This window comes from Streptomyces sp. NPDC055955, assembly GCF_042270245.1.
GTDB lineage: Bacteria > Actinomycetota > Actinomycetes > Streptomycetales > Streptomycetaceae > Streptomyces.
The window spans coordinates 32,625-58,460 of the sequence record NZ_JBHJYS010000040.1 but is presented as its reverse complement, the minus strand read 5'-3'; the positions used below and the strand labels follow the sequence as shown (position 1 = coordinate 58,460).

Genomic DNA, 25,836 nt, shown 5'->3' with positions numbered 1-25,836 from the left:
GGGCCGGGCCCGGGCCCCGGCCGGGGGGCACCCGCCGGGGGTGCCCCCCGGGGGGGTCGGCCCCCGTTGGGGGGGGGGGGGGTCCCCGGCGGGGCCCCCCGCCCCCCGGGGCGGGGGCCCACGGCGGACGAGCGCGGGCAGCCCCCGTACGCATCGCGGCGCGTAGGACATCGGGGGCCGACCCGATGACCACGGTCGCGGAGGACCGACCACCGAACGGGTTCCGCGAGCCACGACGAGGCAGGGATCACCGAAGAGTCCGCGCCCCACGCACAGGACCAGCACCACCGCACCCGTCACAAGGGTGCTCCGACAGGTGCGGATCAGGCCGACGACGAAGGCCGACCGCGACGACCGACGGTGAAGGCCGACGGTGAAGGCCGACGGTGAAGGCCGACGGTGAAGGCCGACGGTGAAGGCCGACGGTGAAGGCCGACGGTGAAGGCCGACGGCCCGAGCAAACCATCGGGAGCCCCCGGCGTCGGGCCTGGGGCGGCTCGTCTCCGCACGCGCGGAGAGCCATCGCGCCCCGACGTCCGGCACGGACCGGCTCATCTCCGCACGCGCGGAGAGCCATCGCCGAGGAGGCCAGGAGACTCGCTCCCCCTTGGCGAGTCCACGAGGTTCATCGCGCCGCGTAGTGGTGGGCTCGCCCTCCCCGCCACTTCACCCAGGTCTCGTCGTCGAGGAGGGCGCTGTGAACCGTCACGCCGGCCTGATGGAGGAACGCGACGAGGTCGGCATCACTCCGGGCGATCCCGGCGACGTGCCCCTGGATTGCTACCTGCCGGCCGCCGGTGGGGGTGGGCGGGTGCACGACGATCGGAGTGGAGTCCATACGGCGAACGGTGCTACGGACCGGCCGATCCCGCGCGCGGGGGCTCCGGCGGGATCGTTGCGCCGTCCGCGTGACGGGACACCTCGACCGTGACGCGAGGCCGCGCCGCGACCGGTGTCGGGGACCGGCCCGGCCGGGACCCGGCCGACTGCGGCGGCGTCCGGAGGTCCCGGCCGCACTCCCCCATGCACCGTGCCCACCAAGCGGGTTCGCCCACGGGTACGGCTCCTGGGACCACCTCGTCGCCTGGCGGCTCACCCATCCTCTTGTGCACCGCTCGGATCAGCCGGGCCGAGCCCCTGCCTGTGACGGACGCAAGAGCTCGCCGGGCACTTCCGCTCAGCCGATCGGCTGACCGCGCCCCCTCGATGCTCGGGCCTTGCCGGTTCCGCTCCAAGCCGGGGGGAACAGTTTCAGTCCCTGGGCCGTGGAGCCGGCCGTGGGTCGGATGTACCGAAAGGCGCGGCGGACCCGGGCGGGGATGCCAACGGATCCTGCCGCGCGTCGTGCCGCGGCGGACACGTCCCCGCGGCCTTCGTGCTGGACGTGTGCACCCTGGTCGGAGCACATACCCGGCACGAAGGCCGCCTCCGTGTGCGCCGGTTGCCGAACCGAGTGATCAGGTTCGGCCTGCCGTGCGACGACGGACATCAGAGATCACGCCGAGGTGAGGGCAGCCATTCGGCCGGCCCCGCACGACTTGCCATTCGCGCCCGGACACACCGTCATGAACGGCTGCTGAATCGCCGCAAGGGCCCCGCCGGACCGGACAACTTCGACAGAAGCGCCTGAGAGGTTGCCGTGAGGCGGTTTTCGTCACGCTCTCCCGAGTCCGAACCTCGTGAGGTGTCGAACGGCAAGGCGGGCTGCCAATGCTGTTCGAGGCGCCCTGTCGAACCCTGCTCGCAGATCCCGGGCCGGGGCGAAGACGGGCGACGATCGAATTCCGCTGTCGACGCCTGGTTCTGTGACGTCAACTGATGCGCCACGAGGTAGATGAGCGTGGCGACCGCGTCCTGATCCACGACGACCGTACGCGCACTGCTCACCGGTGCCGCGGGTGCGGAACTCCTCGAATGCCTTCTCGGTGCGATCGGCACGGCCTGCTCTCGCCGCCCGAACTCGCCGGCCACCGGAGCACCGGATGCGCTCACCCTTGAGGGAATGGGGCGAATTCCGAGCGAGTCCCTGCGCTCTTCGATGTAGTCGAACTGCTGGTAGAAACCCGGCAGTTGAGGCGTGTCGTTCTCGAATCCCTCGTGGATCCGCTCCCTGCCGCGCAGGAGTTCGCGATGCATTTCCCCGTACGCACTGCCCAGCTTGATGGAGTCCTCGCCGCGGTCGCTCAGGCCGCTCGCGTAGGGGGCGGCGATGGCCAGCGCCGCCAGGCCCGACAGCCCGGAGATGAGGACCTGCGCCGTGAGCATCGAGGACTCGGCGACCAGAGGCCAGGCCAGAAGGCCGGTGAGGAGACTGACACATCCCGCGGCGACGCCGTAGAGGCGCTCCTTACGCACCAGGCGGATGGCTTCGCGGGGCATCCTCCGTGCCCAGTACTCGGAGCTTTCGATGGTCTCTTCAAGTCTTTGCGAGATCGCTGCGTCGGCCGGATTCTTCGGTTTACTGAGCGAGCTCTGCGGCATTTTCATGCATCCCTCGAGTCCAAAGGGGCGGATTCGGCGGCACGGATCGACGGAGCAAGGCGGTTCACGGCCTGGCGAACGCTCAGCCCGTGCACGGTCGGCAATCCCACTCACTGCGGTATTCGGCTGGTCGGCCATGACGCCGTTTCGTATACCCCCGTCCGTATACGGAATGTGCGACATGACCGACGGCAGCCGACGCGACTTTGACAGTTGACTTTCCAAGGATTCGCACGTAAGTGCGGACATACGCCCGCGCCTACGACTGCCTGAAGAATCTGCACGTTTCCGGCGAGCAAGTCGCAGGAACGATACGAAGCCTTCCAGCGGCCGGACCCTTGTGAGGCATCCCGATTCGGCCGGCTCGATCGAGGCCCTGTGTTCAGACCTCGACCGAGCCGGAAGAACTGGACATACCTCGACGCGCCTTCGACGAAGCGCGACATGCCCAGGGGAGCGCCCGAAATCACCCTCATGCGTGCACGGACGTGAGGTGGTCCGCACCAGCATTAAGCCATCTCGGGCGCGGCGTGCCCGGCTGGGTTAAACTTTCGTTGATCGCCCCGGCCCGATTCCGACGGGCCGGGGCCTCAACTATTCCGGCAGCAGGTATTACCAGTTGCCGCCACGGTCGCCACCGTCGTAGCCGCCACCGTAGCCACCGCCCTTGCCGCCACGGAAGTCGTGGACCACACGGAAGCTGCCTACGACGCCGTGCTTGACGAAGACGCCGCCGCGGACCCTGTGGGGCGAGACGCTGTTGCTGGTGCTCCACGGTCCGACCGTGGCAACGGGAGCCCCGTTGTCGCAGGTCGCACCGCGGAAGACCTCAACCGTCTTCCAGCTGTCGTTGCGGACGTTGAAGCTGTTCGCACCCAGACCGCTGACGATGGTGATGCAGCCGTCCGAGCCGGCCGAGTAAGACCGCTCGTTGATCTGGATCCGACCCTCGTGCCGGTAGCCGCCCCCCTTGTTGTAGTTGTCTTCCTTCTCCTTGCCCTGGCCGGAGTCGCCACCGAGGGGCGCCGCCGCGGGAGCAGCCACGGGAGCAGCCGCCTGACGAACAGCCGGAGCGGCAGCCGGGGCCGCCTCCGTGCCGGCAGCAGCGGCGTAGTTGATGCCGGTCGCGGCAAGGGCTGCCGCGCCCGCGATGGCCGCGGTGACAGCGATGGAACGCTTGCTCATGTCAGTTTCTTCCTTTCGGAGAGATCGGCCGGACAGCCGCTCTGTAAATGAAGATACAGAAATCACACCATTCGTCACTTATCGGACGTGCTGAAAATCCGAAAATTAAGCCTTGTGGCCGTATGTCCGCGCAGACGGCAGTCGGCAGCAGCATCCACATCGGCCAGCAATTGCCCTTATTCACACGGCAGTTGATGCCTCGTAAGCCACGCCCAGCGACTCGCTGACAGCCGCTCAAACTTCTGATGCCGTGTCGCAGCTTCCGCGTGGCGCGCCGTCACTCGCGGCTCCTGCCGGTCGGGGCGGGGCTCGCCGACGCCACAGAGACCGTGCTCGAGGGCGGCAGCCTCGTCCGGGGTCCCTTCAGCTCGACGACACGCCGAGCCGGCACCTGGCCCTCGCCCCGTCGCCGCGGTCACCGGCGTTGCGCCCGTCGCAGCCCGAGATCCCCCAGGGCATCCAGAGCGCCAAGGGTGCACCGGGCGTCTTCTACGGTCACGGACGTCGCCACGTAGACCGACCCTGTTCGCGACACGCCGTCCCCGATGCCAACGTCGACGGCGCCCCCCTTCCTGATGAGGGAGAACGCCGCCTCGTCCGATCCGCCGTTCTTCGGACACCCTCCGTGGCGCGCGCTCGAAGCCCCGTCCGGGCAGGCGCAGCACTCGGCGGCGAACCCGCTACGGGGGCGACCGCCGGGAAGCCGCGGCGAAGCAGGCAGCCGACGCGTGGGCCGACGCGACCGACAGCGGGAAAGGACCGAACGAACTGAAGGACCGGAAGGGGCGAAGCGAATCGATCAGATCGCCGAGTACGCACCAGCCTGGCGCGCCCATGAACGCCCCCCGCGCCAACCCCGAGGAGGCAACGGTCCGTCCAAGGCCTCAAGCCCCAGCCCTCCCCCTGAGGCGCCGGGCGCCATCGTCATTGATGACCCGCTCGACCAGATCGGGGGCCTCCCCCGAGCCGGGCGACGAAAGCTGCACCCAACGGCTTGATCGCCGGCCGCTCGGGCCGACAGCGGGCCGACCTGCGGCCTACCTGACGGGTCATCACATCCACCGAACGGCGGACGCTCCGGTGTGTCGCAGGTCAAAACGTTCCTGCATCGGAAACCCTTGACGGGGCGGGTGTGACGACGGCAAGCGGTGGGTCGGCGACACGGTCACGAACACCCCATCTGACACCCGGTGCGGCCGAACCGAGTCGCAGCCCGCCGCCCACGAGGGGCGTTCGGCCTGGATCCACAGCATGTCCGCCACCCACTCGGCCTCGGCGGTTTCGTTCAGATCATCCGATCGGTCGTCCGGCGTGTCGTCGACTGATGCTCAGAGGGCGCGGATCGAGCCGTTGCCCCCGGACCGGACACCGAAGCGAAGTGGCCTGTGTCGTGACCACCGGGAGGTGATCGACGCGCTCGCCTGCAAGTTCCGGACCGGGGTTCAGTGCGTTCACCTGACGGAGAGGTGCGGCAACTGCCCAGGGGCTACGCCCGGTTGTGCATGTGTGCCATGGACAGCACCTGGGAGCGGGTCCTCACTGCGCTGATGGCTCAGGCCGACGCCGACGGCGGCCTCGACCGGGCCGTCTCGGTGGACTCCCCCATCGTGCGCGCTCACCAGCATTCGGCCGGGGCACGCAAAAAAGGGCCCCGGTCGACGAACCCGACGCCCACGCCATCGGCCGATCCCGCGGCGGACCGACCACGAAGATCCACCTCGTCGCCGACGGCCGCTCCGACCACTGGCATTCGTTCTCACCGCCGGACAGGCTGGTGATGCGCCCGTCTTCACCGACGCCATGAGCCGCCTACACGTGCCCCGGCAACAGGGGCGGCTTCGCACAAGACCGGACATGATCCTGGCCGACAAGGCGTACTCTTCCCGCGCGATCCGCGATCACCTGCGCAAACGCGGCATCCGGACGGTGATCCCGGGACCGGCGGATCAGCGTGGCCAGGGACTGCGTCGCGGCAGCCAGGGTGCAGGTCACCTGCCTTCGACCGCGAGGCGTACCAGCAGCGCACCACCGTCGAACGGTGCATCAACCGGCTGAAGCAATGGCGGGGCATCGCCACCCGCCACGAGAAGACAGCCACGATCCGCCCGGCCGGGCCCCACATTGCAGGCGTCTTCCTCTGGTCCGCCAGGTGAGGTGATGCTGCGCTCAACCGGAGATGCCGCTCATCCTGACGGCAGCTTTGACCGAGTCACCGGTCCGGACGAGCCGGTCCACTTCAAAGTCATGGCCGGTCAAGCACTCTCTTCCTCAACGGCGCGAGCGATGCGATAGGCCAAGCGCATCACGGGCCGACGCTGCCGGCCCCGGGTGGTGGTACGTCACCTCGATGGTGCCGCGTCCCCGCAGTGGTCGAGCCGCACGTGCCCCGGCGGCCCCACCGCCTCAAGGATCAGGCAGTACAGGTACTGCTCAGACGCGACAGATCCGATCTCGCGCGAGACTCGGTCCAGGATGCGATCCCACTCAGCACCGCTCGCCGGAAAGTCGAAGTTGGGCAGCTCTCCACATCGGGATCGAAGCCGGCGCCGAGGTGGTCGAGCGTCTGATGAAGCGTCTGTCCCGGCTGAACTCGCACGAGCGTGACGTCGTAGCGCACCGGGTGAATCTGCGAAACATCCGGCTTCGCTGCGACAGTACGGGCTCAGCCTCAGAGCGCACTCTCCATCGAGAGTGTCACCGAAGCGGTGATCCCAACGAAACTGCCCGGTCGGGTCTGCGACGGGAGATCCGACTCCGGGCAGGCAAAGGTCCGGGACCGCCCACGAGCCCATCTCGAGACCGTGCCGCGAACCGGCACTGCCTCGACGCGTCTTCGATGAAGCGCGGCGCGGCCCGGGAAGCGCCCGAAATGACCTCCATACGGGCACGGAGCGCGAGGCGATCCGTGCAAGCATTAAGCCATTTCGGGCGCGGCGTGCCCGGCTGGGTTAGGCTGGTTGACTGCCCCGGCCCGATTCCGACGGGCCGGGGCATCAACCATTCCGGCGGCAGGTATTACCAGTTGCCGCCGCGGTCGCCACCGCCGTAGCCACCGCCCTTGCCGCCACGGAAGTCGTGGACCACACGGAAGCTGGCCACAACACCGTTCTTGACGAACACGCCGCCGCGGACCCTGTGGGTCTCAACGCTGGTGCTGCTGCTCCACGGTCCGACCGTGGCCACGGGAGCCCCGTTGTCGCAGGTCGCACCGCGGAAGACCTCAACGGTCTTCCAGCTGTCGTTGCGGACGTTGAAGCTGCGCGCACCCAGACCGCTCACCACGGTGATGCAGCCGTCCGTCTCGGCCGAGTAGGAACGCTCGTTGAACTGGATCCGACCCTTGTAGTAGTGGTGGTTGCCTTCCTTCTCCTTGCCCTGGCCAGAGTCGCCACCGAGGGGCGCCGCCGCGGGAGCAGCCGCCTGACGAACAGCCGGAGCAGCAGCCGGGGCTGCCTCCGTGCCGGCAGCAGCGGCGTAGTTGATGCCGGTGGCGGCAAGAGCTGCAGCGCCCGCGATGGCCGCGGTGACAGCAATAGAACGCTTGCTCATGTCAGTTTCTTCCTTCTCGGAGAGATCGGCCGGACAGCCGCTCTGTGAAAGAAGATACAGAAATCACACCATTCGTCACTTATCGGACGTGCTGAAAATCCGAAAATTAAGCCTTGTGGCCGCATTCGGCGGAGGCGCCCGTCGGTTACGGCGTGCTCGTCGAGTCTCAATTGCCTTTATTTGCTGAGCAGTTGACGCCTTGCGAGCCCTGTCCGGCGACTCGCCGTCAGCTGCTGAAATTTCCTGGCGCCCGTGTCGTAGCTTCCGCGTGGCGCGCCGTTGCCCACGGCCCTGACCTGTCGTCCACGAGCGCTTCACGGGCAGAGGTCATCCGTGTTGTCGTCACTCAAGCCCTCCATGGCCTCGAACGGTCAGACGCTTTTGAGGCCAGACGGAGGCGTGCCCGCATCCCTGTCATGGGCGAGGGTTCGTTGTAGGCATGGCGGAGGCCGTGGATTCTCGGACGCTTCGTCAGACCGGCAGCGGCGTCGGCGTCGGCGTCGGCGTCGGCGTCGGCGTCAAAGGCAGGCTTCCACCGGTGGGCGTGGACGACGCCGAGTGCCACGCCCTCGGTGTGCCCCAAGACCAAGAAGTCCCGCGGTCGCGGCGCGGTCACCTCACCCCGCCTCAGGCCAGTGCCCCCCCCGAAGCCGTCAATGATGTCGACCGCGTCGACGCGCACCTGCGCTTCAGCAGCGCGTACTCCTCGGGCTCCAGAAAGACCTCGTCGTCCTCGGTGCCGCCGGCTTCGGGCAGTCTCGTGTGCGCGCACGGATGGGAGGCACGCAGGGCCGGATCAGCATCAACAGCAGACAGCCGACAGCGCGATGCTGTGGAGCAGGTCATGCGGGTTGGCGACCGTCCCTTGACCCACCCCGGGGGGCCGCTGCCGTCCGTGACCATCGACGAGGTCGCGAAGGCGCTCCGCCTGCGCCTCGTCGTCGAACGCCTCGCTGCACCGGTCGCCCGTCCGGGAGCCGCCACTACGCCGAACGACTGCGCATGAGGGGTCTGCGGTCTTCCTGGGGTTTGTCTCGATCGAAGCCATGAAGGAGAGCGTGCGGCTCAACGGTGTGGCGTTCGCATGGCGAACGCCCCCGTCGCGCTACCGTGAGATGTGGCGTTTCCCCTGGCCACATCGTTTTTGCTGAGGTGGGGCGGGTGGGACTCGAACCCACGGCCGACGGATTATGAGTCCGCTGCTCTAACCGGCTGAGCTACCGCCCCGTTTCGGCGTGGCGCGTACATGTGTGCGCGCCGTCTGCCGCAGCATAGCCGCTCATACGATCTCCTGCTCCGGATGGTCGGCCTTGCTCGGGGTAGAGGACTCCACATGCCCTTCTACGGTTCCACCTGGCGAAGAAGACGACACGAAAAGACCCCCGGGGTTTCCCGGGAGTCTTGTCCGTCAGCTCTCCCGACTGGACTCGAACCAGTAACCTGCCGGTTAACAGCCGGCTGCTCTGCCAATTGAGCTACAGGAGATCGAGCTCCCCCGACTGGACTCGAACCAGTAACCTGCCGGTTAACAGCCGGCTGCTCTGCCAATTGAGCTACAGGGGAATGTCTCGTGCACCGAACGCACCTACCTTGGCACTCGCCAGGGGGCGTGCGCTCGCTGCGACACATACATTAGCGCAAGCAGGGGGGTGCTCCGCCAATCGGTTCCCCCGGTGATCACAAGGGAAGGGTGGCAGCCATGCGCTACCGGCTCACATTCGTCGCCGGTCTGGCCCTCGGGTACGTGCTCGGGACCCGGGCCGGACGCGAGCGGTACGAGCAGCTGAAGAAGTCCGCCCGCGAGTTCACGCAGAACCCTGCCGTCCGGAACACGGCGGAGTCGGCGGCCCAGCAGACGCGCCAGATCGCGGGCAAGGCGCTGCACTCGGTGAGCGAGAAGGTCGAGAACCGGGTCCCCGAATCGGTGGCCGGCCGGGTGCGCTCGCTGCGGGAGCGCGGCCAGGGCGGCGACGGCTTCGAGGACGACTGGGGCACCAGCAACACCTGAGCCCCCGGCCCGGGCGAAAGCGGGTCTTCGCCCCGGCCCCGGCCCGCGGGACGGGGCCGGGGCGGAGTGCGGCAGAATTCACTCATGGGGATAGTCGCCGGGCTGGACAGTTCGCCCGATTTCACTCGGATCGTGGTCTGTGACGCGGACTCCGGTGCCGTGCTCAAGCAGGGCTATGCGCCGCACCCGCTCGAATCCGGCGAGGGCGGTGGCCGCCCCGCCGATGTCGATCCACAGGCGTGGCTCCTTTCGCTCGGCGAGGCCGCGGGCGGCGGGCTGCTCGAAGGCGTGCAGGCGATCGGGGTCTCCGCGCAGCAGAACGCGCTGGTCCCGCTCGACGCGCAGGGCAACACCGTGCGGCCCGCGATGCCCGGGGGCGACAAACGGACACAGGTCGCGGCCGCGGATCTCATCGACCGGCTCGGCGGGCGTGAGGCGTGGGCGCAGGCCGTCGGGTGTGTGCCGCAGGCCATGCATCCGGTGACGAAGCTGCGCTGGCTGGCGAGGAACGAGCCGGAGGCCGCCCAGCGGGTCGCGCTCGTGCTCCAGGCCCACGACTGGCTGGTGTGGCAGCTCCTCGGCCGGCCCTCGCGGCGGACCACCGACCGGGGCGGGGCCTCGGGCACCGGCTACTGGTCGGCGGCGAGCGGCTCGTACCGTCCCGACCTGGTCGAGCTGGCGCTCGGACACCAGGCGATGCTGCCGGAGGTGCTGGGACCGGGGGACGCGGCGGGCACCACTCCGGAGGGGCTGATCATCTCGGCCGGTACGGGCGAGACGATGGCCGCGGCGTTCGGGCTCGGGGTGCGCCAGGGCGACGCCGTGGTGTCGCTCGGCGCGTCGGGTTCGGTCATGGCGGTGCACCACGAGGCGCTGGCCGACCCGTCCGGGATGATCACCTCGCTCGCCGACGCGACCGGCATGCATCTGCCCGTCGTCCACACACTCAATGCGGTGCGGACCCTTCGCGGTACGGCCGACATGCTCGGGCTCTCCGGGATCGAGGAGCTGTCCGATCTGGCGCTGAAGTCGACTCCCGGGTCGCACGGCCTGGTCATGCTGCCGTATCTGGAGGGCGAGAAGACGCCGAATCTGCCGCACACCGCGGGCACCCTGAGCGGGCTGCGGCGGGAGTCGATGAAGCCGGAGCATCTCGCGCGGGCCGCGTTCGAGGGCATGTTGTGCGGGCTCGGGGACGCCATGGACGTACTGCGCGCGCGGGGGGTCGAGGTGCGGCGGATCTTCCTGCTCGGGGCGGCGGCCGAGCTGCCTGCGGTGCAGGTCGCGGCGCCGATGCTGTTCGGGACGCAGGTGGTGGTGCCGCAGCCCGCGGACTACGCGGCGCTCGGTGCGGCGCGGCAGGCCGCGTGGGCGCTGAACGGGCAGCTGCCGCAGTGGCAGGGCGCGGCGGCGCAGGTTCTGGAGCCGGGCGAGGAGCTGCCCGTCGGGCAGGCTGTGCGGCAGCAGTTCACCGCCGTACGGGAACAGACGCACCCCGGAGCCTTCGATTCCGTGGTGGCCTGACCGTTTCATCCCGCTCCACGTGGGTTTTCTTGGCGGGCTCTTGGCTAAATCGGTTGAAGTAACGCGGGTGGAGTGTCGGACGATGGGGGTCGTGCACCACTGACCCCTCATGACGGCCGACTTCGAGAGACCGAGCGTGCTCATACGACTCCTGCGGACCTACCTCGGTCCGTACAAGAAACCCATCGGCGTGCTGGTGCTGCTGCAGTTCCTGCAGACCTGCGCCTCGCTCTATCTGCCCACCCTCAACGCGGACATCATTGACAACGGTGTCGTGAAGGGGGACACGGGCTACATCCTGACCTTCGGCGCCATCATGATCGCGATCACCGTGGTCCAGATGGTCTGCAACATCGGCGCCGTGTTCTACGGCGCCCGCACCGCGTCCGCGCTCGGACGGGACGTCCGGGCCTCCGTGTTCGACCGCGTGCAGTCCTTCTCGGCGCGCGAGATGGGCCAGTTCGGGGCTCCGTCGCTGATCACCCGCACGACGAACGACGTGCAGCAGGTCCAGATGCTCACGCTCATGACGTTCACGCTGATGGTGTCTGCGCCGATCATGTGCGTCGGCGGCATCGTCATGGCGCTGGGCCAGGACGTGCCCCTGTCGGGCGTGTTGCTCGCCGTGGTCCCGGTCCTCGGGATCAGCGTCAGTCTGATCGTGCGCCGGCTGCGGCCGCTCTTCCGCACCATGCAGGTGCGGCTCGACACGGTGAACCGGGTGCTGCGGGAGCAGATCACCGGCAACCGCGTCATCCGCGCGTTCGTGCGCGACGGCTACGAGAAGGAGCGCTTCCGCGAGGCCAACGCCGATCTGACCGAGGTCTCCCTCGGCACCGGCAAGCTCCTCGCGCTGATGTTCCCGATCGTCATGACCGTGGTGAACATCTCCTCGATCGCCGTCGTCTGGTTCGGCGCGCACCGCATCGACAGCGGCGGCATGCAGATCGGCGCGCTCACCGCGTTCCTCGCCTATCTGATGCAGATCGTGATGAGCGTCATGATGGCCACCTTCATGTTCATGATGGTGCCGCGCGCCGAGGTCTGCGCCGAGCGCATCCAGGAGGTCCTCTCCACCGAGTCCAGCGTCGTGCCGCCGTCCTCGCCGGTGCGGGAGCTGCGCGGCCACGGCCACCTGGAGATCCGGGACGCGGGCTTCCGCTACCCCGGCGCCGAGGAGCCGGTGCTCAAGGCCATCCAGGTCACCGCGCGCCCGGGCGAGACGACCGCCGTCATCGGCTCGACCGGCAGCGGCAAGTCCACCCTTCTCGGCCTGGTGCCGCGCCTGTTCGACGCGACGGACGGCGAGGTCCTGGTGAACGGCGTCGACGTGCGCACCATCGACCCCGCGCTGCTCGCCAGGACCGTCGGGCTCGTGCCGCAGAAGCCGTACCTCTTCGCAGGGACGGTCGCCACGAATCTGCGCTACGGCAATCCGGACGCGACCGACGAAGAGCTGTGGCACGCCCTGGAAGTGGCGCAGGCCAAGGACTTCGTGGAGAAACTGGAGAACGGGCTCGACTCCCCGATCTCGCAGGGCGGCACCAACGTGTCCGGCGGTCAGCGCCAGCGGCTCGCGATCGCGCGGACGCTGGTGCAGCGGCCCGAGATCTATCTCTTCGACGACTCGTTCTCCGCGCTCGACTACGCGACGGACGCCGCGCTGCGCGCGGCGCTGGGTCATGAGACCTCCGAGGCGACCGTGGTGATCGTGGCCCAGCGGGTCTCCACCATCCGCGACGCGGACCGCATCGTGGTCCTCGACGAAGGCCATGTCGTGGGCACGGGCACCCATCGCGAGCTGATGGACGGCAATGAGACGTACCGGGAGATCGTTCTCTCCCAGCTGACGGAAGCGGAGGCGGCCTGATGGCGGGGCCAGGCGGGCGGATGATGGCCGGGGGCCCCGACCAGCGTTCGATGGACTTCAAGGGCTCGGGCAAGCGGCTCATCAGGCAGTTCAAGCCCGAGAAGACGACGATGTACGCGATGGTCGCGTGCGTCGTCCTGAGTGTGGGCCTGTCGGTACTGGGCCCGAAGATCCTGGGCCGGGCGACCGACCTGGTCTTCGCGGGCATCATCGGGCGTCAGATGCCCACCGGGAGCAGCAAGACGCAGGTCATCGAGGGGATGCGGGCCAAGGGTGACTCCGGGGTCGCCGACATGCTCTCCGGGATCGACTTCACGCCCGGTCAGGGCATCGACTTCGGGGCCGTGGGCTCCGTGCTCGGGCTCGCCCTGTGCACGTTCCTGGGGGCCGGTCTGCTGATGGCCGTGGCGACGCGGCTGTCCAACCGGGCGCTGAACAAGACCGTCTTCCGGATGCGCGAGGACATCCAGGCGAAGCTGTCGCGCCTTCCGCTGTCGTACTTCGACAAGCGGCAACGCGGTGAGGTCCTCAGCCGCGCCACGAACGACATCGACAACATCGGGCAGACGCTCCAGCAGACGATGGGCCAGCTCATCAACTCGCTGCTCACCATCATCGGCGTGCTGGTGATGATGTTCTGGATCTCGCCGCTGCTCGCGCTGGTGGCGCTGGTGACGGTGCCGCTGTCGTTCCTGATCGCGACGCGGGTCGGCAAGCGGTCGCAGCCGCAGTTCGTGCAGCAGTGGAAGACCACCGGCAAGCTGAACGCGCACATCGAGGAGATGTACACCGGCCACAACCTGGTGAAGGTCTTCGGGCGTCAGGAGGAGTCGGCGAAGGCGTTCGCCGAGCAGAACGACGCGCTGTACGAGGCCGGGTTCAAGGCCCAGTTCAACAGCGGGATGATGCAGCCGCTGATGTTCTTCGTCTCGAACCTGAACTATGTGCTGGTCGCCGTGGTGGGTGGTCTGCGGGTCGCCTCGGGTTCGCTGTCGATCGGTGACGTCCAGGCGTTCATCCAGTACTCGCGGCAGTTCTCCATGCCGCTGACGCAGGTTGCCTCGATGGCGAACCTGGTGCAGTCGGGCGTCGCCTCGGCCGAGCGGATCTTCGAACTGCTCGACGCGGACGAGCAGGAGGCCGAGCCGGTGCCGGGCGAGAAGCCCGATCTGCTGCGCGGGCTCGTCGAGTTCGAGAACGTGTCCTTCCGCTACGAGCAGGACAAGCCGCTGATCGAGGACCTGTCGCTCGCCGTGGAGCCGGGTCACACCGTCGCCATCGTCGGCCCGACGGGCGCCGGCAAGACGACGCTGGTCAATCTGCTGCTCCGCTTCTACGAGGTCACCGGCGGGCGTATCACCCTCGACGGGGTCGACGTGGCCAAGATGTCGCGCGACGAACTCCGTTCCGGGATCGGCATGGTGCTCCAGGACACGTGGCTGTTCGGCGGCACGATCGCGGACAACATCGCGTACGGGGCGGCCAAGGACGTCACCCGGGACCAGATCGAGGAGGCGGCGCGGGCCGCCCACGCCGACCGGTTCATCCGGACGCTGCCCGAGGGCTACGACACCGTGATCGACGACGAGGGGGCGGGGGTCAGCGCCGGTGAGAAGCAGCTCATCACCATCGCGCGCGCGTTCCTTTCGGACCCGGTGATACTCGTCCTCGACGAGGCGACGAGCTCCGTCGACACCCGTACCGAGGTGCTCATCCAGAAGGCGATGGCGCGGCTCGCCCACGGGCGGACCAGCTTCGTCATCGCCCACCGGCTGTCCACGATCCGCGACGCCGACACCATCCTGGTGATGGAGAACGGCGACATCGTGGAGCAGGGCACCCACGATGCGCTGCGCGCCGCGGGTGGGGCGTACGAGCGGCTGTACGAGGCTCAGTTCGCGCAGGCCGTGGTGGAGGTGGAGTAGCGCCACAAGGGTTCGCGGGGAGCTGTGCGTGCGGGTCGTCCGTGGCTGCGTTGCACAGTTCCCCGCGCCCCTGAAGGTTCGTCTGCGGGGCGTTCGTGGCGTGTTTCCGTTCCCCGCGCCCCTGAGGATTCGTCTGCGGGGCGTGGGGGCTGGGCGCGTCGTTTCCCGCGCCCCCTGCGGGGGCCCTCAGTCCAAGTAGCCCCTCAGCTGGTCCGCGAAAGCGTGGTCCCTGAGTTTGTTCAGGGTCTTGGACTCGATCTGGCGGATGCGCTCTCGGGTCACCCCGAATATGCGGCCGATCTCCTCCAGTGTGCGGGGGCGGCCGTCCGCCAGGCCGTAACGGAGCTGGACCACCTTGCGTTCGCGCTCGCCGAGGGTGGAGAGGACCGCCTCCAGGTGTTCGCGCAGGAGGAGGAACGCGGCCGACTCGACGGGGGACGTCGCGTCGCCGTCCTCGATCAGGTCGCCCAGCGCGACGTCGTCCTCCTCGCCCACCGGTGCGTGCAGGGACACCGGTTCCTGGGCCAGGCGCAGGACTTCACTCACCCGCTCGGGCGGCAGTTCGAGGTGGGCGGCGACCTCTTCGGGCGTGGGTTCGTACCCGCGTTCCTGGAGCATGCGGCGCTGGACGCGCACGACCCGGTTGATCAGCTCGACCACGTGCACCGGGACGCGGATCGTGCGGGCCTGGTCGGCGAGGGCGCGTGACATGGCCTGCCGGATCCACCAGGTCGCGTACGTCGAGAACTTGTAGCCGCGGGCGTAGTCGAACTTCTCGACCGCCCTGATCAGGCCGAGGTTTCCCTCCTGGACCAGGTCCAGCATGGTCAGACCGCGGCCCACGTAGCGCTTGGCGACCGAGACGACGAGGCGCAGGTTGGCCTCGATGAGGCGGCGCTTGGCCATCCGGCCCATCACGACGAGCCTGTCGAGGTCGATGGCGAGCTGGGAGTCCGGGTCAGGGGTGCTCGTCAGCTTCTCCTCGGCGAAGAGACCGGCCTCGACCTTGCGGGCCAGGTCGACCTCCTCGGCGGCTGTGAGCAGCGGGATCCGTCCGATCTCACGCAGGTACTGGCGGAACAGGTCCGATGAGGGGCCGCCGGTGTCCGTGCGGCCGCGCGAGGGCGGGGGCTCGGGGGTCTCGGCGTCCACGGTGTCGAGGAGGAGCGCGACGGGCGGGCGGGGGCCGGCTTCCCGTGGATCCGGATCCGACTCCGGCTCGGGCAGCTCGACCGTGTCGGCCGGTTGTGGCACGCCGGCGGGATCGCCGGGCGGGTCGGAGTCCGGATGGTTCTCCGGTCCCCGCTGCTGGGGGACGGCCGGGAGCGCCTCCGCGTCCATGTCCGGCGCGGGGGTGCCCTGGGCGCTCTGACGCGCGGCACCGGTCTGGCTGAGGGTCTGGGTCTGCACGGGGGCGACCTCCAAGGTGATCGCTGCTGAGGCGTGCGGCAGGGGTACACCGGGATCGGCGACGGCGGCCACACCGCTGTCCGTCCCGTACGCGTTGGGCGGAACCGCGGGGGTGTCGGACCCGTTGTCGGGGTTCCGGCCGCGCTCCGAGGACTCAGGCACCGGACCCAGTGTGCTGTACGACACAACGCTGCCACGAGGGGCGTGCGGTGACTTTTTGAGTCCGGTGCGTGACCGCTCGGTTACCGTGCACGACGCCTGCCCCGGCAGGACGGGACGAAACCGGCCGGGCGGACCACGCCCCGGGCCTTCGGGGGCGCGGCGGTCAGAGCGCCTGCGCGCCGAGGTCCTGCAGTGCCCTGTCGTAGCGCTGGAGGACCATCAGCTCCTCCTGGACGGCGGACAGGCGTGCCGGGTCGCTGTGCGTGCCCAGACGGGTCAGGGAGCCCTGCACGTCCCGGATGCGCCGGTCGACGGCGCGGCGGCGCACGGCGACGAGCTGCTGGCCCGCGTAGACCTCGTCGACGGATCTGCGCAGGATGGCCTCGACGGCGAGCTCGGTGACCATGGCGCGCACCGCGTCGTCGGGTGCCGCCTCCCGTACCCGTACGAGATATGCCTGCGGGTCCTGGGTGCCGAGGTCGGCGCCGCCCGCCTCGATGATCGCCTCACGCACCGCGGCGTACGGGGCGGCGGTGAACTCGTCCACTCCGTACGCGTCGAAGGCCGGGGAGACCAACTCGGGCCGCTGGAGGGCGAGTTTGAGCAGCTCACGCTCGGTGGCGTACACGGGGTTGCGCAGGGTGAGGGCGGGGCCCGCGGCGGACGCGCGGGTCGCCGCGGCCTCGTAGGGCTGCTGCGGGCGGGCCGGGGCGGGGCCACGGCCGCCGCGGTCACGGGCCCAGCGGGCGAGCTGCGAGACGCGCTTGACGACGAACTGGGTGTCGAGGATGCCGAGCATGCCGGCGAGCTGGACGGCGACCTCGTGCTGCGCGCCGCTGTTCTTGATCCGGGCGACGACGGGGGCCGCCTCGTCGAGCGCGGCGGCGCGGCCCGCGGGGGTCTCCAGGTCGTAGCGGGAGACGATGTGGCGCAGGGCGAACTCGAAGAGGGGGGTGCGGGGTTCGACGAGGTCGGCGACCGCCTCGTCACCCTTGGCCAGGCGCAGGTCGCAGGGGTCCATGCCCTCGGGGGCGACGGCGATGTACGTCTCGGCGGCGAACTTCTGGTCGTCCTCGAAGGCGCGCAGGGCGGCCTTCTGGCCCGCCGCGTCGCCGTCGAAGGTGAAGATCACGCGGGCGCTGCCGTTGTCCATGAGGAGGCGGCGCAGGATCTTGATGTGGTCGCCGCCGAAGGCGGTGCCGCAGGTCGCGATGGCGGTCGTGATGCCGGCCAGGTGGCAGGCCATGACGTCCGTGTAGCCCTCGACGACGACCGCGCGGCTCGACTTGGCGATCTCCTTCTTGGCGAGGTCGATGCCGTAGAGGACCTGGGACTTCCGGTAGATCGGCGTCTCGGGCGTGTTCAGGTACTTCGGGCCGTTGTCGTCCTCGCGCAGGCGGCGGGCGCCGAAGCCGACGACCTCTCCGCCGATGTCGCGGATGGGCCACATGAGGCGGCCGCGGAAGCGGTCGATGGGCCCGCGGCGGCCCTCCTGGGAGATCCCGGAGGTGATGAGCTCCTTGTCGGTGAAGCCCTTGCCGCGCAGGAAACGCGTGAGGTGGTCCCAGCCGGCCGGGCTGTAGCCGACGCCGAAGTGCGCGGCGGCGGCCTGGTCGAAGCCGCGCTCGGCGAGGAACTTGCGGCCGATCTCCGCCTCTGCGCTCTCCAGCTGGTCCACGTAGAACTGGGCGGCCACCTTGTGCGCCTCGACCAGGCGGATGCGCTCACCGCGCTGGTGCGAGGGGTTGTAGCCGCCCTCCTCATACCGCAGGGTGATGCCCGCCTGCGCGGCGAGGCGCTCGACGACCTCGGAGAAGGAGAGGTGGTCGACCTTCATCACGAACGTGATGGTGTCGCCGCCCTCCTGGCAGCCGAAGCAATGGAAGAGGCCCTTGCTGGGGCTGACCTGGAAGGACGGCGACTTCTCGTCGTGGAAGGGGCACAGGCCCTTCAGGTTCCCGCCGCCCGCGTTGCGCAGTTGCAGATACTCGGACACCACGGCGTCGATCGGGACCGCGTCCCGGACCGCCTTCACGTCCTCGTCATTGATCCTGCCTGCCACGCAAGGATTCTACGGCGACCCGCCGACACTCACGTCACCCGTCCTCCCCCTCGAGGAACGTCGTGAGCGCGACGGACGGATCCGACAGACGGTCCGCCCCGGGCCTGACGCCGCTGCGGATCAGGGCCTGGATGGTCTCCGTGACGTCCCACACGTTCACGTTCATCCCGGCGAGCACCCGCCCGTCCTTGAGCCAGAACGCGATGAACTGGCGCTTGCCCGCGTCCCCGCGGATGACGACCTGGTCGTACGAGCCCGGAGGCGCCCAGCCCAAGTACTCGAGGCCGACGTCGTACTGGTCGGAGAAGAAGTACGGCACACGGTCGTACGTCACCTCCTGGCCCAGCATGGCGCGCGCGGCGGCCGGGCCGCCGTTGAGCGCGTTGGCCCAGTGCTCGACGCGCAGCCGGGTACCGAAGAGGGGGTGCTGCACGGCCGCCACGTCACCGGCCGCGTAGATGTCCGGGTCGGAGGTGCGCAGCGAGGCGTCCACGGCGATGCCGCCGCCGTGCGACCGGTCGGCGAGTTCGATCCCGGCGGATTCGGCGAGCGAGGTGCGCGGGGCGGCGCCGATCGCGGCGAGCACGTCGTGGGCCGGGTGCTCGTCGCCGTCGTCGGTGAGGGCGGCGAGGACCATGCCGTCCTGGCCGGTGATGCCGGTGAGGCGGGTCCCGAAGTGGAAGCGGACGCCGTGCTCGGCGTGCAGGTCGGCGAAGATCTGGCCGATCTCGGGGCCGAGGACCGCGTGCAGCGGGGTCGCCTCGGGCTCGACGACGGTGACCTCGGCGCCGTACTCGCGGGCCGCCGCGGCGACCTCCAGGCCGATCCAGCCCGCGCCCGCGATCACGAGGTGGCCGTTGTCCCGGCCGAGGGAGGCGAGGACACCCCTGAGGCGCTCCGCGTGGGCGATGCGGCGCAGGTGGTGCACGCCGGCGAGCTCGGTGCCCGGGATGTCCATGCGGCGCGGCTCCGCGCCGGTGACCAGGAGCAGCTTGTCGTAGTGGACGACCGTGCCGTCGCCGAGCCGCACGTTCTTCACGGCCGGGTCGACCGCGACGACGGTCTGGCCGAGGTGCAGCTCGATGTCGTTCTGTGCGTACCAGGCCGGTTCGTGGACGAAGACGCTGTCCCGTTCCTCCTTGCCCTGGAGATAGCCCTTGGACAGGGGCGGGCGTTCGTACGGATGATCTCCCTCGTCCCCGATGAGGATCACTCTGCCGTTGAAACCCTCGGAGCGCAGCGTCTCGGCCGCTTTCGCTCCGGCGAGCCCGCCTCCGACGATGACGAACGTCTGATCCGCGTCGACCACGTGATGCCTCCTCTTTGCCATGGCGCCAAATGCGAGCGTCCCGCACGGAGCGTGATGCGGGAAGGGGGCATGGCCCGAACAGGGCATCTTTTCGTCACGCCCAGTGGTGATGGCCGGTTTCGCGACGAGGACGACCACCGATGACGCCGTCGTGGAAGCCGAGGACGGCCGCGTCCGCGCCGCAGGCCCTGACGGTGACCTCGCGGTGAGCACCAGGGGCGCGGCGGCCCCGCCAGTGCGTCAACCGACCTGGCCGGCCCGGGCGCCGGCGCTCGACGCCCTCGAACGGCTGCTGCGGCTCACCGCGTCCGCCGCGGGCCGGCACGCCGCGGTCCCGCGAGCGGCGGGTCTCCTCCACTCGCCTCGGAGCGACGACACCGACGTGCACCGCCGCACCCCCCTGGGCGACACCCTCATGAACGGCGCCCGGTGAGCCGCGCGTGCAGCTCGCGGGCCGAGGCGTCGGTGAGGGAGGCGATCTGGTCGACGATCACGCGCTTGCGGGCGCGGTCGTCGCCCGACGTGTCGAACAGGGCGCGGAACTGCGGGTCGAGGCCGTCGGGCGCGCGGCGGGTGAGCGCCTCGGCGAGCTCCGCCACGACGACGCGCTGGTCGGCGCGGAGCCGCTCCTGCTGCGGGCGCTGCATCACGTACCGGTCGGCGACCGCCTTGAGGACCGCGCATTCGTACCGGGCCTCGCGCGGCACCACCAGCTCGGCCTCGTAGCGCGTGAGGCGGCCCGTGCCGTGGCGGGCGCGGGTGGCGCCCTCCGCGGCGAGGCAGAAGCGGCCGATGAGCTGGCTCGTCGCGTCCTTGAGGCGGGCCTGGGCGACGGCCGTGCCGTCGTAGCCGTGCGGCCACCACTCCTGGTCGAGGAGCCGGTCGAGCGCCGCCGCGAGTTCTTCGGGGTCCGTGTCCCCCGGTACGTAACGGCCGATCGCGACCGCGTAGATGTCACGGCGCTCGGGCTCCGCGTGCAGCATGTTCGGGTCGAGGTGCCCGGCGTGCAGCCCGTCCTCCAGGTCGTGCACCGAGTACGCGACATCGTCCGACCAGTCCATGACCTGCGCCTCGAAACAGGTCCTGCGCGCGGGTGACTCCTTGCGGATCCAGTCGAACACCGGGCGGTCGTCCTCGTACACGCCGAACTTGGGCGAGGCCGGGTCGGTGGGGTGACCGCCGCGGGGCCACGGGTACTTCGTCGCGGCGTCGAGCGCGGCGCGTGTGAGGTTCAGTCCCACGCTGACCAGCTCGTCCGTGTCGGCGCTGTGGACGAAGCGCTTGGGTTCGATACGCGTCAGCAGGCGCAGCGACTGCGCGTTCCCCTCGAAGCCGCCGCAGTCCTGCGCCACCTCGTTCAGCGCCTGTTCGCCGTTGTGCCCGAAGGGCGGGTGGCCCATGTCGTGCGAGAGGCAGGCCGTCTCGACGAGGTCCGGGTCGCAGCCGAGTGCCGCGCCGAGCTCGCGGCCCACCTGCGCGCATTCCAGGGAGTGCGTCAGCCGGGTACGGGGACTGGCGTCCCAGGCGCGGTTCATCGTGCCCGGGGTGACGACCTGGGTCTTGCCCGCGAGGCGGCGCAGCGCCGAGGAGTGCAGGACGCGGGCACGGTCGCGCTGGAAGGCGGTGCGGCCGGGGCGTTTGTCGGGCTCGGGTGCCCAGCGCTCCACCGAGGCGGCGTCATAGCCGGACGGGTCGACGGCGTGGGTCGGAGCGGTCGAGGCGGTCGAGGCCGTCGAGGCCGTCGGGTTCTTCGGTGTGGATGTTTCCTGTTTCGCTGCGGGTGTCTCGTGCGTGCCTTCCATGGACTGACAGTAAGGGCATGCGGTGACAAACGGTCAGGCCGACGTGAGTTGCCGCCGCATGGGGGCGGCCGACGGGGACGCGAGGGCCCCGTCGTAGCGGTCCAGGAGCAGGCGGGCCATCGCCGCGTGCGCGCCGAGCGGGGCGGCGGCTATCCAGGGTGCGGCCTGCGCGCACTGGGTGGCGAAGCGGCCCGGCGCCGTGAAGTACGCGGCGACGGCGGCGCGGTGTCGTCCCCTGACGGCGAGGGCGCGCAGCGCGGCGGGGACGGTGGGGGCGGCGGCACTCGCGTAGGCGGGCACGACCGGGACGCCCAGGCGTTCGGCCAGGAGCGCGGCCGTGCGGGCCGTGTCGACGGCCGAGTCGGGGTCGCGGGAGCCCGCCGCCGCGAGGACCACGCCGCTGGTCCTGCGCGTGCGGGCGTCGGGGCGCGGGTCCCAGCCGGCCTCCACCAGGCGGGCGTACAGCGTTTCCACCAGGAGCGGGTGGGGGCCGAGCGGCGGGGCGACGCGGGCCGTCAGGTGCGGGGCCGTGGCCAGGGCCGCCGGGATGTCCTGCTTGACGTGGTAGCCGCGCGACAGGAGCAGCGGGGCGAGGACGGCCCGGCCGGGGGCCAGGCCCGCCAGGGTGTCGGTCAGGAGCGGTTCGTTCAGCTCGATGTGGCCGAGGTGGACGGGGAGCCCCGGGCGTTCCTCGCGCACCTTGTCGAGCAGGGCCCGGACCGTGGCGAGCGCCCTCGGGTCGCGGCTGCCGTGCGCCACGACGACCAGGGCCGGTGGGGTGGGCGGGGCGGGTGGTGCCTGCCGGGGTGTGCGGCGGCTGCCGTCGAGCCGGACGTGGGTGAGCTGGGTGCCGAGCTGGCTGGTGATCCTGGTCATGAGTTGCGCCGTACTGTCGAGGTGGGCCGTGCCGGTGGGCTCGTCGCGCTGGTGTTTCGACGCCGTCATGAATCGATCCTGCCCGGGGGAGGTTGCGGCGTCGTTGCGGGGCGGTGACGCGTCGCTTCCCCTGGGCTCACCGGGTGTTCGGGCGGCTGTGAGGCGTCGGGGTCCCCGCTTGCCGGGTGAACCGGCCGGCGGAAACGTGCGTCCAGTCGTGCGACGACGTTTTCGAGCAGGGGTGGTCAGTGGTGCGGATCCGGTTGCCGCGCACGCGGCGGGGGTGGCGGCGGTTCGTCCAGGGTGCGATGGCCGTGTGTGTGCTGGTGCTGTTGCCGGCGACATGGCTGTTCGTCGTCACCGGCGACCGGCTGCGTACGGTCGACGATGCGCCCCGCACCGATGTCGCCGTGGTGTTCGGGGCCGGGCTGTGGGAGGGCGAGCCGTCGCCCTATCTCGCCCACCGGCTCGACGCGGCGGCCCGGCTCTACCGTGACGGGCGGATCCGGGTGGTTCTCGTGACGGGCGACAACAGTCGCGAGGACTACGACGAGCCCGACGCGATGCGTGCCTATCTGACCCGGCACGGGGTGCCCGGCAAGGCTGTCGTCAGCGACTACGCCGGGTTCGACACCTGGGACTCCTGCGTGCGGGCCAAGAAGATCTTCGGGGTCGGCCGGGCCGTACTCATCAGCCAGGAATTCCACATCCGGCGTGCGGTCGCCCTGTGCGAGGCCGCGGGCGTCTCGTCGTACGGCGTCGGTGTCGACGACCGGCACGACGTGACCTGGTATTACGGCGGGGCCCGCGAGGTGTTCGCGGCGGGTAAGGCCGTGGTCGATGCCGTGTTCCGGCCCGATCCCCGGTTCCTCGGGGACAAGGAGCCCGGGGTCCGGGAGGCTCTGAGGGTGCGGCGTCGCTGAGCGTTGGTCTGAGAGCGCGGCGTCGCTCGGCGTCGCTCTGGGGACGCGGCGTCGTTGAGCGTTGCTCCTAGGGTGCGGCGCCGCTCGGCGTCGCTCTGGGGACGCGGCGTCGTTGAGCGTTGCTCTGAGGGGGCGGCGTCGCTCTGAGAGTGCGGTCTCGCTCGGTGTCGCTCTGAGGGTGCGGGCTTCGGGCGCCTCGCCTCGTGTGACGTGGGGCGGGGCCGCGGGGGTGTGTCCGTCCTCGCCATCGTGGCGCCTCCGCCCTGTGTGTCTTGACCGGCGCCTGCACCTCCGTGCTGCGGGCGGACACACCCCCACGTCCCCTCGCGACGGTTTTGCGGCTGATCCGCCGTTGTTCTCACCGCGCCGCCAGTACGGGCAGCCCCTCACGGGCGTCATGCGGCCGATCCGCCGTTGTTCTCACCGCGCCGCCAGTACGGGCAGCCCCTCACGGGCGTCATGCGGCCGATCCGCCGTTGTTCTCACCACGCCACCAGTACGGGCAGCCCCTCACGGGCGTCATGCGGCCGATCCGCCGTTGTTCTCACCCGGACGCCGGTGGCGTTAAGAGGGCGTCGTGTCTTGCGTGTAATCGGGCGTGGGTTGTCGCGTAACAGCGTGCGCGCAAGGTGGGTCCATGCTCACTGTCACGCCCACCCACTGCCCGTACTGCTCCCTCCAGTGCGGGATGAATCTCGTCCCTGCCGCCTCTGGTGCTGTCGGGGTCGAGGAGCGTGCCGGGTTTCCCGTCAACCGGGGCGCCCTGTGCGGCAAGGGGCGTACGGCCGCTGCCGTGCTGGCCCCCGGCGTGCGGCTGACCGGGCCGCTGGTCCGCAGGGGCGGCGCCCTGGAGCCGGCGTCGTGGGACGAGGCGCTCGGTCTGGTCGCCGAGGGGCTTTCCCGTACGCGTTCGGCTCATGGCCCGGACGCGTGCGGGGTCTTCGGCGGGGGCGGGCTCACCAACGAGAAGGCGTACGGGCTCGGGAAGTTCGCCCGGGTCGTGCTCGGGACCTCCCAGATCGACTACAACGGTCGGTTCTGCATGTCGTCCGCCGCCGCGGGGCAGCTCGCCGCGTTCGGGCTCGACCGCGGGCTGCCGTTCCCCCTGGAGGACATTCCGCGTACGGGATGCGTGGTCCTCGTCGGGTCGAACATGGCCGAGACCATGCCCCCCGCGGTCCGCTATCTGAACGAACTGCGGGAGAACGGCGGCACGCTGGTCGTCATCGACCCCCGCCGTACGCGCACCGCCGAGCTCGCCGACCTCCATCTCGCGCCCCGGCCCGGGACCGATCTCGCCCTGGCCCTCGGGATGCTGCATCTGGTGGTGACCGAGGGGCGGGTCGACGAGGAGTTCGTGCACGCGCGGACGCGGGGCTGGGAGGACACGCGGGCCACCGTGATGGCGCACTGGCCCGAGTACGTGGAGCGCGTGACCGGGGTCGCCGTGCCTCAACTGCGCGAGGCCGTGCGGATGTTCTGCGAGCCCGAGTCCGCCATGGTGCTCACCGCTCGCGGGCCCGAGCAGCAGTCCAAGGGCACCGACACCGTGGGCGCCTGGATCAACCTGTGCCTGGCGACCGGGCGCGCCGGGCGGCCCTTTTCCGGGTACGGGTGCCTGACCGGGCAGGGCAACGGGCAGGGCGGGCGCGAGCACGGGCAGAAGGCCGACCAGTTGCCCGGGTACCGCAAGCTGACCGACCCGGCGGCGCGTGCGCATGTGGCCGGTGTGTGGGGCGTGGACCCCGACTCCCTTCCCGGCCCCGGCCGTTCCGCGTACGAGCTGCTCGACGCGCTGGGGCGGGATGTACGGGCGCTGCTGGTCATGGGGTCGAATCCGGTGGTGTCGGCTCCGCGTGCCGCCCATGTGGAGGGCAGGCTGCGGTCGCTCGACTTTCTGGCCGTGGCCGACGTGGTGCTTTCCGAGACCGCCGCTCTTGCCGATGTGGTGCTTCCCGTCACCCAGTGGGCCGAGGAGACGGGGACCGTGACCAGTCTGGAGGGGCGTGTGCTGCTGCGGCGCCGGGCGCTCTCGCCTCCGGAAGGGGTGAGGAGCGATCTGGAGGTGCTGCGTGAACTGGCCGGGCGGCTGGGCGTGGAGAAGGGGTTCCCCGCTGATCCGGAGGAGGTCTTCGAGGAGCTGCGGCGGGCCTCGGAGGGGGGAGCCGCTGATTACGCGGGAATCTCCTACCGGCGGCTCGTCGAGGAGGACGGGGTGTTCTGGCCCTGTCCTGACGAGGAACATCCGGGGACGCCCCGGCTCTTTCTGGAACGGTTCGCCACCGAGGACGGGCGGGCCCGGTTCGTGGCCGTCTCGCATCGTGCGGCCGCCGAGGAGCCGGACGCCGAGTTCCCGGTCCATCTGACGACGGGGCGCGTCGTGTCGCAGTACCAGTCCGGTGCGCAGACCCGGCGCGTGGCCGAGCTGAACGCCGCCGCGCCCGGCCCCTTCGTGGAGCTGCATCCGCGGCTCGCCGCGCGGATCGGGGTGGCGGAGGGCGAGCCGGTCGCCGTCGTCTCCCGGCGCGGGCGGGCCGAGGCGCCCGCCCGGATCACCGCGGGCATCCGGCCCGACACGGTGTTCATGCCGTTTCACTGGCCAGGCGCCGGGCGCGCCAATAGCCTGACCAACCCCGCGCTCGATCCGACGTCCCGGATGCCGGAGTTCAAGGTGTGCGCGGTACGGGTCGAAGCGGCCGGCACCGGCTCCGGTGATCGCCCGGGCGATGTGGTTCAAGTTTGAAACATGA

Annotated in this window: 17 protein-coding genes, 3 tRNA genes and 1 pseudogene; 8 read left to right on the top strand and 13 right to left on the bottom strand. The window is 70.2% G+C overall.

Features of this window, described 5'->3' with window-relative positions; all coding sequences use genetic code 11:
• Window positions 1–625 precede the first annotated feature (625 nt).
• The 3 genes from ACFC96_RS44470 to ACFC96_RS44460 form a co-directional block, all read right to left on the bottom strand.
• Window positions 626–838, bottom strand: a complete 213-nt coding sequence (locus ACFC96_RS44470) for a hypothetical protein (RefSeq protein ID WP_376227317.1) — start codon at window positions 836–838, stop codon at window positions 626–628.
• 725 nt (window positions 839–1,563) lie between these two features.
• The gene (locus tag ACFC96_RS44465; protein WP_376265986.1) at window positions 1,564–2,487 is read right to left on the bottom strand and encodes a hypothetical protein; all 924 of its coding nucleotides are present in this window, start codon (window positions 2,485–2,487) and stop codon (window positions 1,564–1,566) included.
• Window positions 2,488–3,093: 606 nt separating this feature from the next.
• The gene (locus ACFC96_RS44460) at window positions 3,094–3,666 is read right to left on the bottom strand and encodes a hypothetical protein (RefSeq protein WP_340460481.1); all 573 of its coding nucleotides are present in this window, start codon (window positions 3,664–3,666) and stop codon (window positions 3,094–3,096) included.
• Between the two features lie 1,311 nt (window positions 3,667–4,977).
• Here ACFC96_RS44460 and ACFC96_RS44455 point away from each other — a divergent pair.
• Window positions 4,978–5,819 (top strand): annotated as a pseudogene (locus tag ACFC96_RS44455) (IS5 family transposase).
• A gap of 862 nt (window positions 5,820–6,681) precedes the next feature.
• Here the strand turns inward: ACFC96_RS44455 and ACFC96_RS44450 are convergent.
• The 5 genes from ACFC96_RS44450 to ACFC96_RS44430 all read right to left on the bottom strand — a co-directional run bounded on the left by ACFC96_RS44450 (window position 6,682) and on the right by ACFC96_RS44430 (window position 8,778).
• The gene (locus ACFC96_RS44450) at window positions 6,682–7,215 is read right to left on the bottom strand and encodes a hypothetical protein (RefSeq protein ID WP_376226363.1); all 534 of its coding nucleotides are present in this window, start codon (window positions 7,213–7,215) and stop codon (window positions 6,682–6,684) included.
• Between the two features lie 346 nt (window positions 7,216–7,561).
• The gene (locus tag ACFC96_RS44445) at window positions 7,562–7,897 is read right to left on the bottom strand and encodes a hypothetical protein (protein ID WP_376618340.1); all 336 of its coding nucleotides are present in this window, start codon (window positions 7,895–7,897) and stop codon (window positions 7,562–7,564) included.
• A gap of 471 nt (window positions 7,898–8,368) precedes the next feature.
• Window positions 8,369–8,442, bottom strand: a tRNA-Ile gene (locus ACFC96_RS44440).
• 185 nt (window positions 8,443–8,627) lie between these two features.
• A tRNA-Asn gene (locus tag ACFC96_RS44435) sits at window positions 8,628–8,700 on the bottom strand.
• Window positions 8,701–8,705: 5 nt separating this feature from the next.
• A tRNA-Asn gene (locus ACFC96_RS44430) sits at window positions 8,706–8,778 on the bottom strand.
• A 136-nt stretch (window positions 8,779–8,914) separates the two neighbouring features.
• Here ACFC96_RS44430 and ACFC96_RS44425 point away from each other — a divergent pair.
• The 4 genes from ACFC96_RS44425 (at window position 8,915) to ACFC96_RS44410 (ending at window position 14,542) form a co-directional block, all read left to right on the top strand.
• A complete protein-coding gene (locus tag ACFC96_RS44425) occupies window positions 8,915–9,223 on the top strand; it encodes a YtxH domain-containing protein (RefSeq protein ID WP_376265983.1) in 309 nt (102 codons plus the stop codon).
• 84 nt (window positions 9,224–9,307) lie between these two features.
• Window positions 9,308–10,747: an FGGY family carbohydrate kinase gene (locus ACFC96_RS44420; RefSeq protein WP_376618338.1), complete on the top strand. Its 1,440-nt coding sequence runs from the start codon at window positions 9,308–9,310 to the stop codon at window positions 10,745–10,747.
• A 136-nt stretch (window positions 10,748–10,883) separates the two neighbouring features.
• Window positions 10,884–12,617, top strand: a complete 1,734-nt coding sequence (locus ACFC96_RS44415) for an ABC transporter ATP-binding protein (protein ID WP_376618336.1) — start codon at window positions 10,884–10,886, stop codon at window positions 12,615–12,617.
• Window positions 12,617–14,542 (top strand): ABC transporter ATP-binding protein, encoded by a 1,926-nt coding sequence (locus ACFC96_RS44410; RefSeq protein ID WP_376618334.1) that lies wholly within the window; start codon window positions 12,617–12,619, stop codon window positions 14,540–14,542. The genes ACFC96_RS44415 and ACFC96_RS44410 overlap by 1 nt, the downstream gene beginning before the upstream one ends.
• A gap of 186 nt (window positions 14,543–14,728) precedes the next feature.
• On the opposite strand, the gene ACFC96_RS44405 is transcribed toward ACFC96_RS44410, so the two are convergent.
• The 3 genes from ACFC96_RS44405 to ACFC96_RS44395 form a co-directional block, all read right to left on the bottom strand.
• Window positions 14,729–16,114, bottom strand: coding sequence for an RNA polymerase sigma factor (locus ACFC96_RS44405; RefSeq protein WP_376265972.1), 1,386 nt, complete (start codon window positions 16,112–16,114; stop codon window positions 14,729–14,731).
• Window positions 16,115–16,277: 163 nt separating this feature from the next.
• On the bottom strand, window positions 16,278–18,176 hold the full coding sequence (gene dnaG, locus ACFC96_RS44400; RefSeq protein WP_376265969.1) for a DNA primase: 1,899 nt from the start codon (window positions 18,174–18,176) through the stop codon (window positions 16,278–16,280).
• A 34-nt stretch (window positions 18,177–18,210) separates the two neighbouring features.
• Window positions 18,211–19,485: an NAD(P)/FAD-dependent oxidoreductase gene (locus ACFC96_RS44395; protein WP_376618332.1), complete on the bottom strand. Its 1,275-nt coding sequence runs from the start codon at window positions 19,483–19,485 to the stop codon at window positions 18,211–18,213.
• 109 nt (window positions 19,486–19,594) lie between these two features.
• Between ACFC96_RS44395 and ACFC96_RS44390 the strand changes: the two genes are divergently transcribed.
• Window positions 19,595–19,918 carry a hypothetical protein gene (locus tag ACFC96_RS44390; RefSeq protein ID WP_376618330.1) on the top strand — a complete coding sequence of 108 codons (324 nt, stop codon included), beginning with the start codon at window positions 19,595–19,597 and terminating at the stop codon, window positions 19,916–19,918.
• On the opposite strand, the gene ACFC96_RS44385 is transcribed toward ACFC96_RS44390, so the two are convergent.
• Both ACFC96_RS44385 and ACFC96_RS44380 read right to left on the bottom strand, forming a co-directional pair.
• The gene (locus ACFC96_RS44385) at window positions 19,899–21,287 is read right to left on the bottom strand and encodes a deoxyguanosinetriphosphate triphosphohydrolase (protein WP_376618328.1); all 1,389 of its coding nucleotides are present in this window, start codon (window positions 21,285–21,287) and stop codon (window positions 19,899–19,901) included. The genes ACFC96_RS44390 and ACFC96_RS44385 overlap by 20 nt on opposite strands.
• Window positions 21,288–21,320: 33 nt before the next feature.
• Window positions 21,321–22,232 (bottom strand): sirohydrochlorin chelatase, encoded by a 912-nt coding sequence (locus ACFC96_RS44380; protein WP_376618326.1) that lies wholly within the window; start codon window positions 22,230–22,232, stop codon window positions 21,321–21,323.
• Between the two features lie 239 nt (window positions 22,233–22,471).
• Here ACFC96_RS44380 and ACFC96_RS44375 point away from each other — a divergent pair, with 239 nt between their 5' ends.
• Both ACFC96_RS44375 and ACFC96_RS44370 read left to right on the top strand, forming a co-directional pair.
• On the top strand, window positions 22,472–23,086 hold the full coding sequence (locus ACFC96_RS44375) for a vancomycin high temperature exclusion protein (RefSeq protein ID WP_376618324.1): 615 nt from the start codon (window positions 22,472–22,474) through the stop codon (window positions 23,084–23,086).
• Window positions 23,087–23,723: 637 nt separating this feature from the next.
• On the top strand, window positions 23,724–25,829 hold the full coding sequence (locus tag ACFC96_RS44370; RefSeq protein ID WP_376618322.1) for a molybdopterin oxidoreductase family protein: 2,106 nt from the start codon (window positions 23,724–23,726) through the stop codon (window positions 25,827–25,829).
• Window positions 25,830–25,836 lie beyond the last annotated feature (7 nt).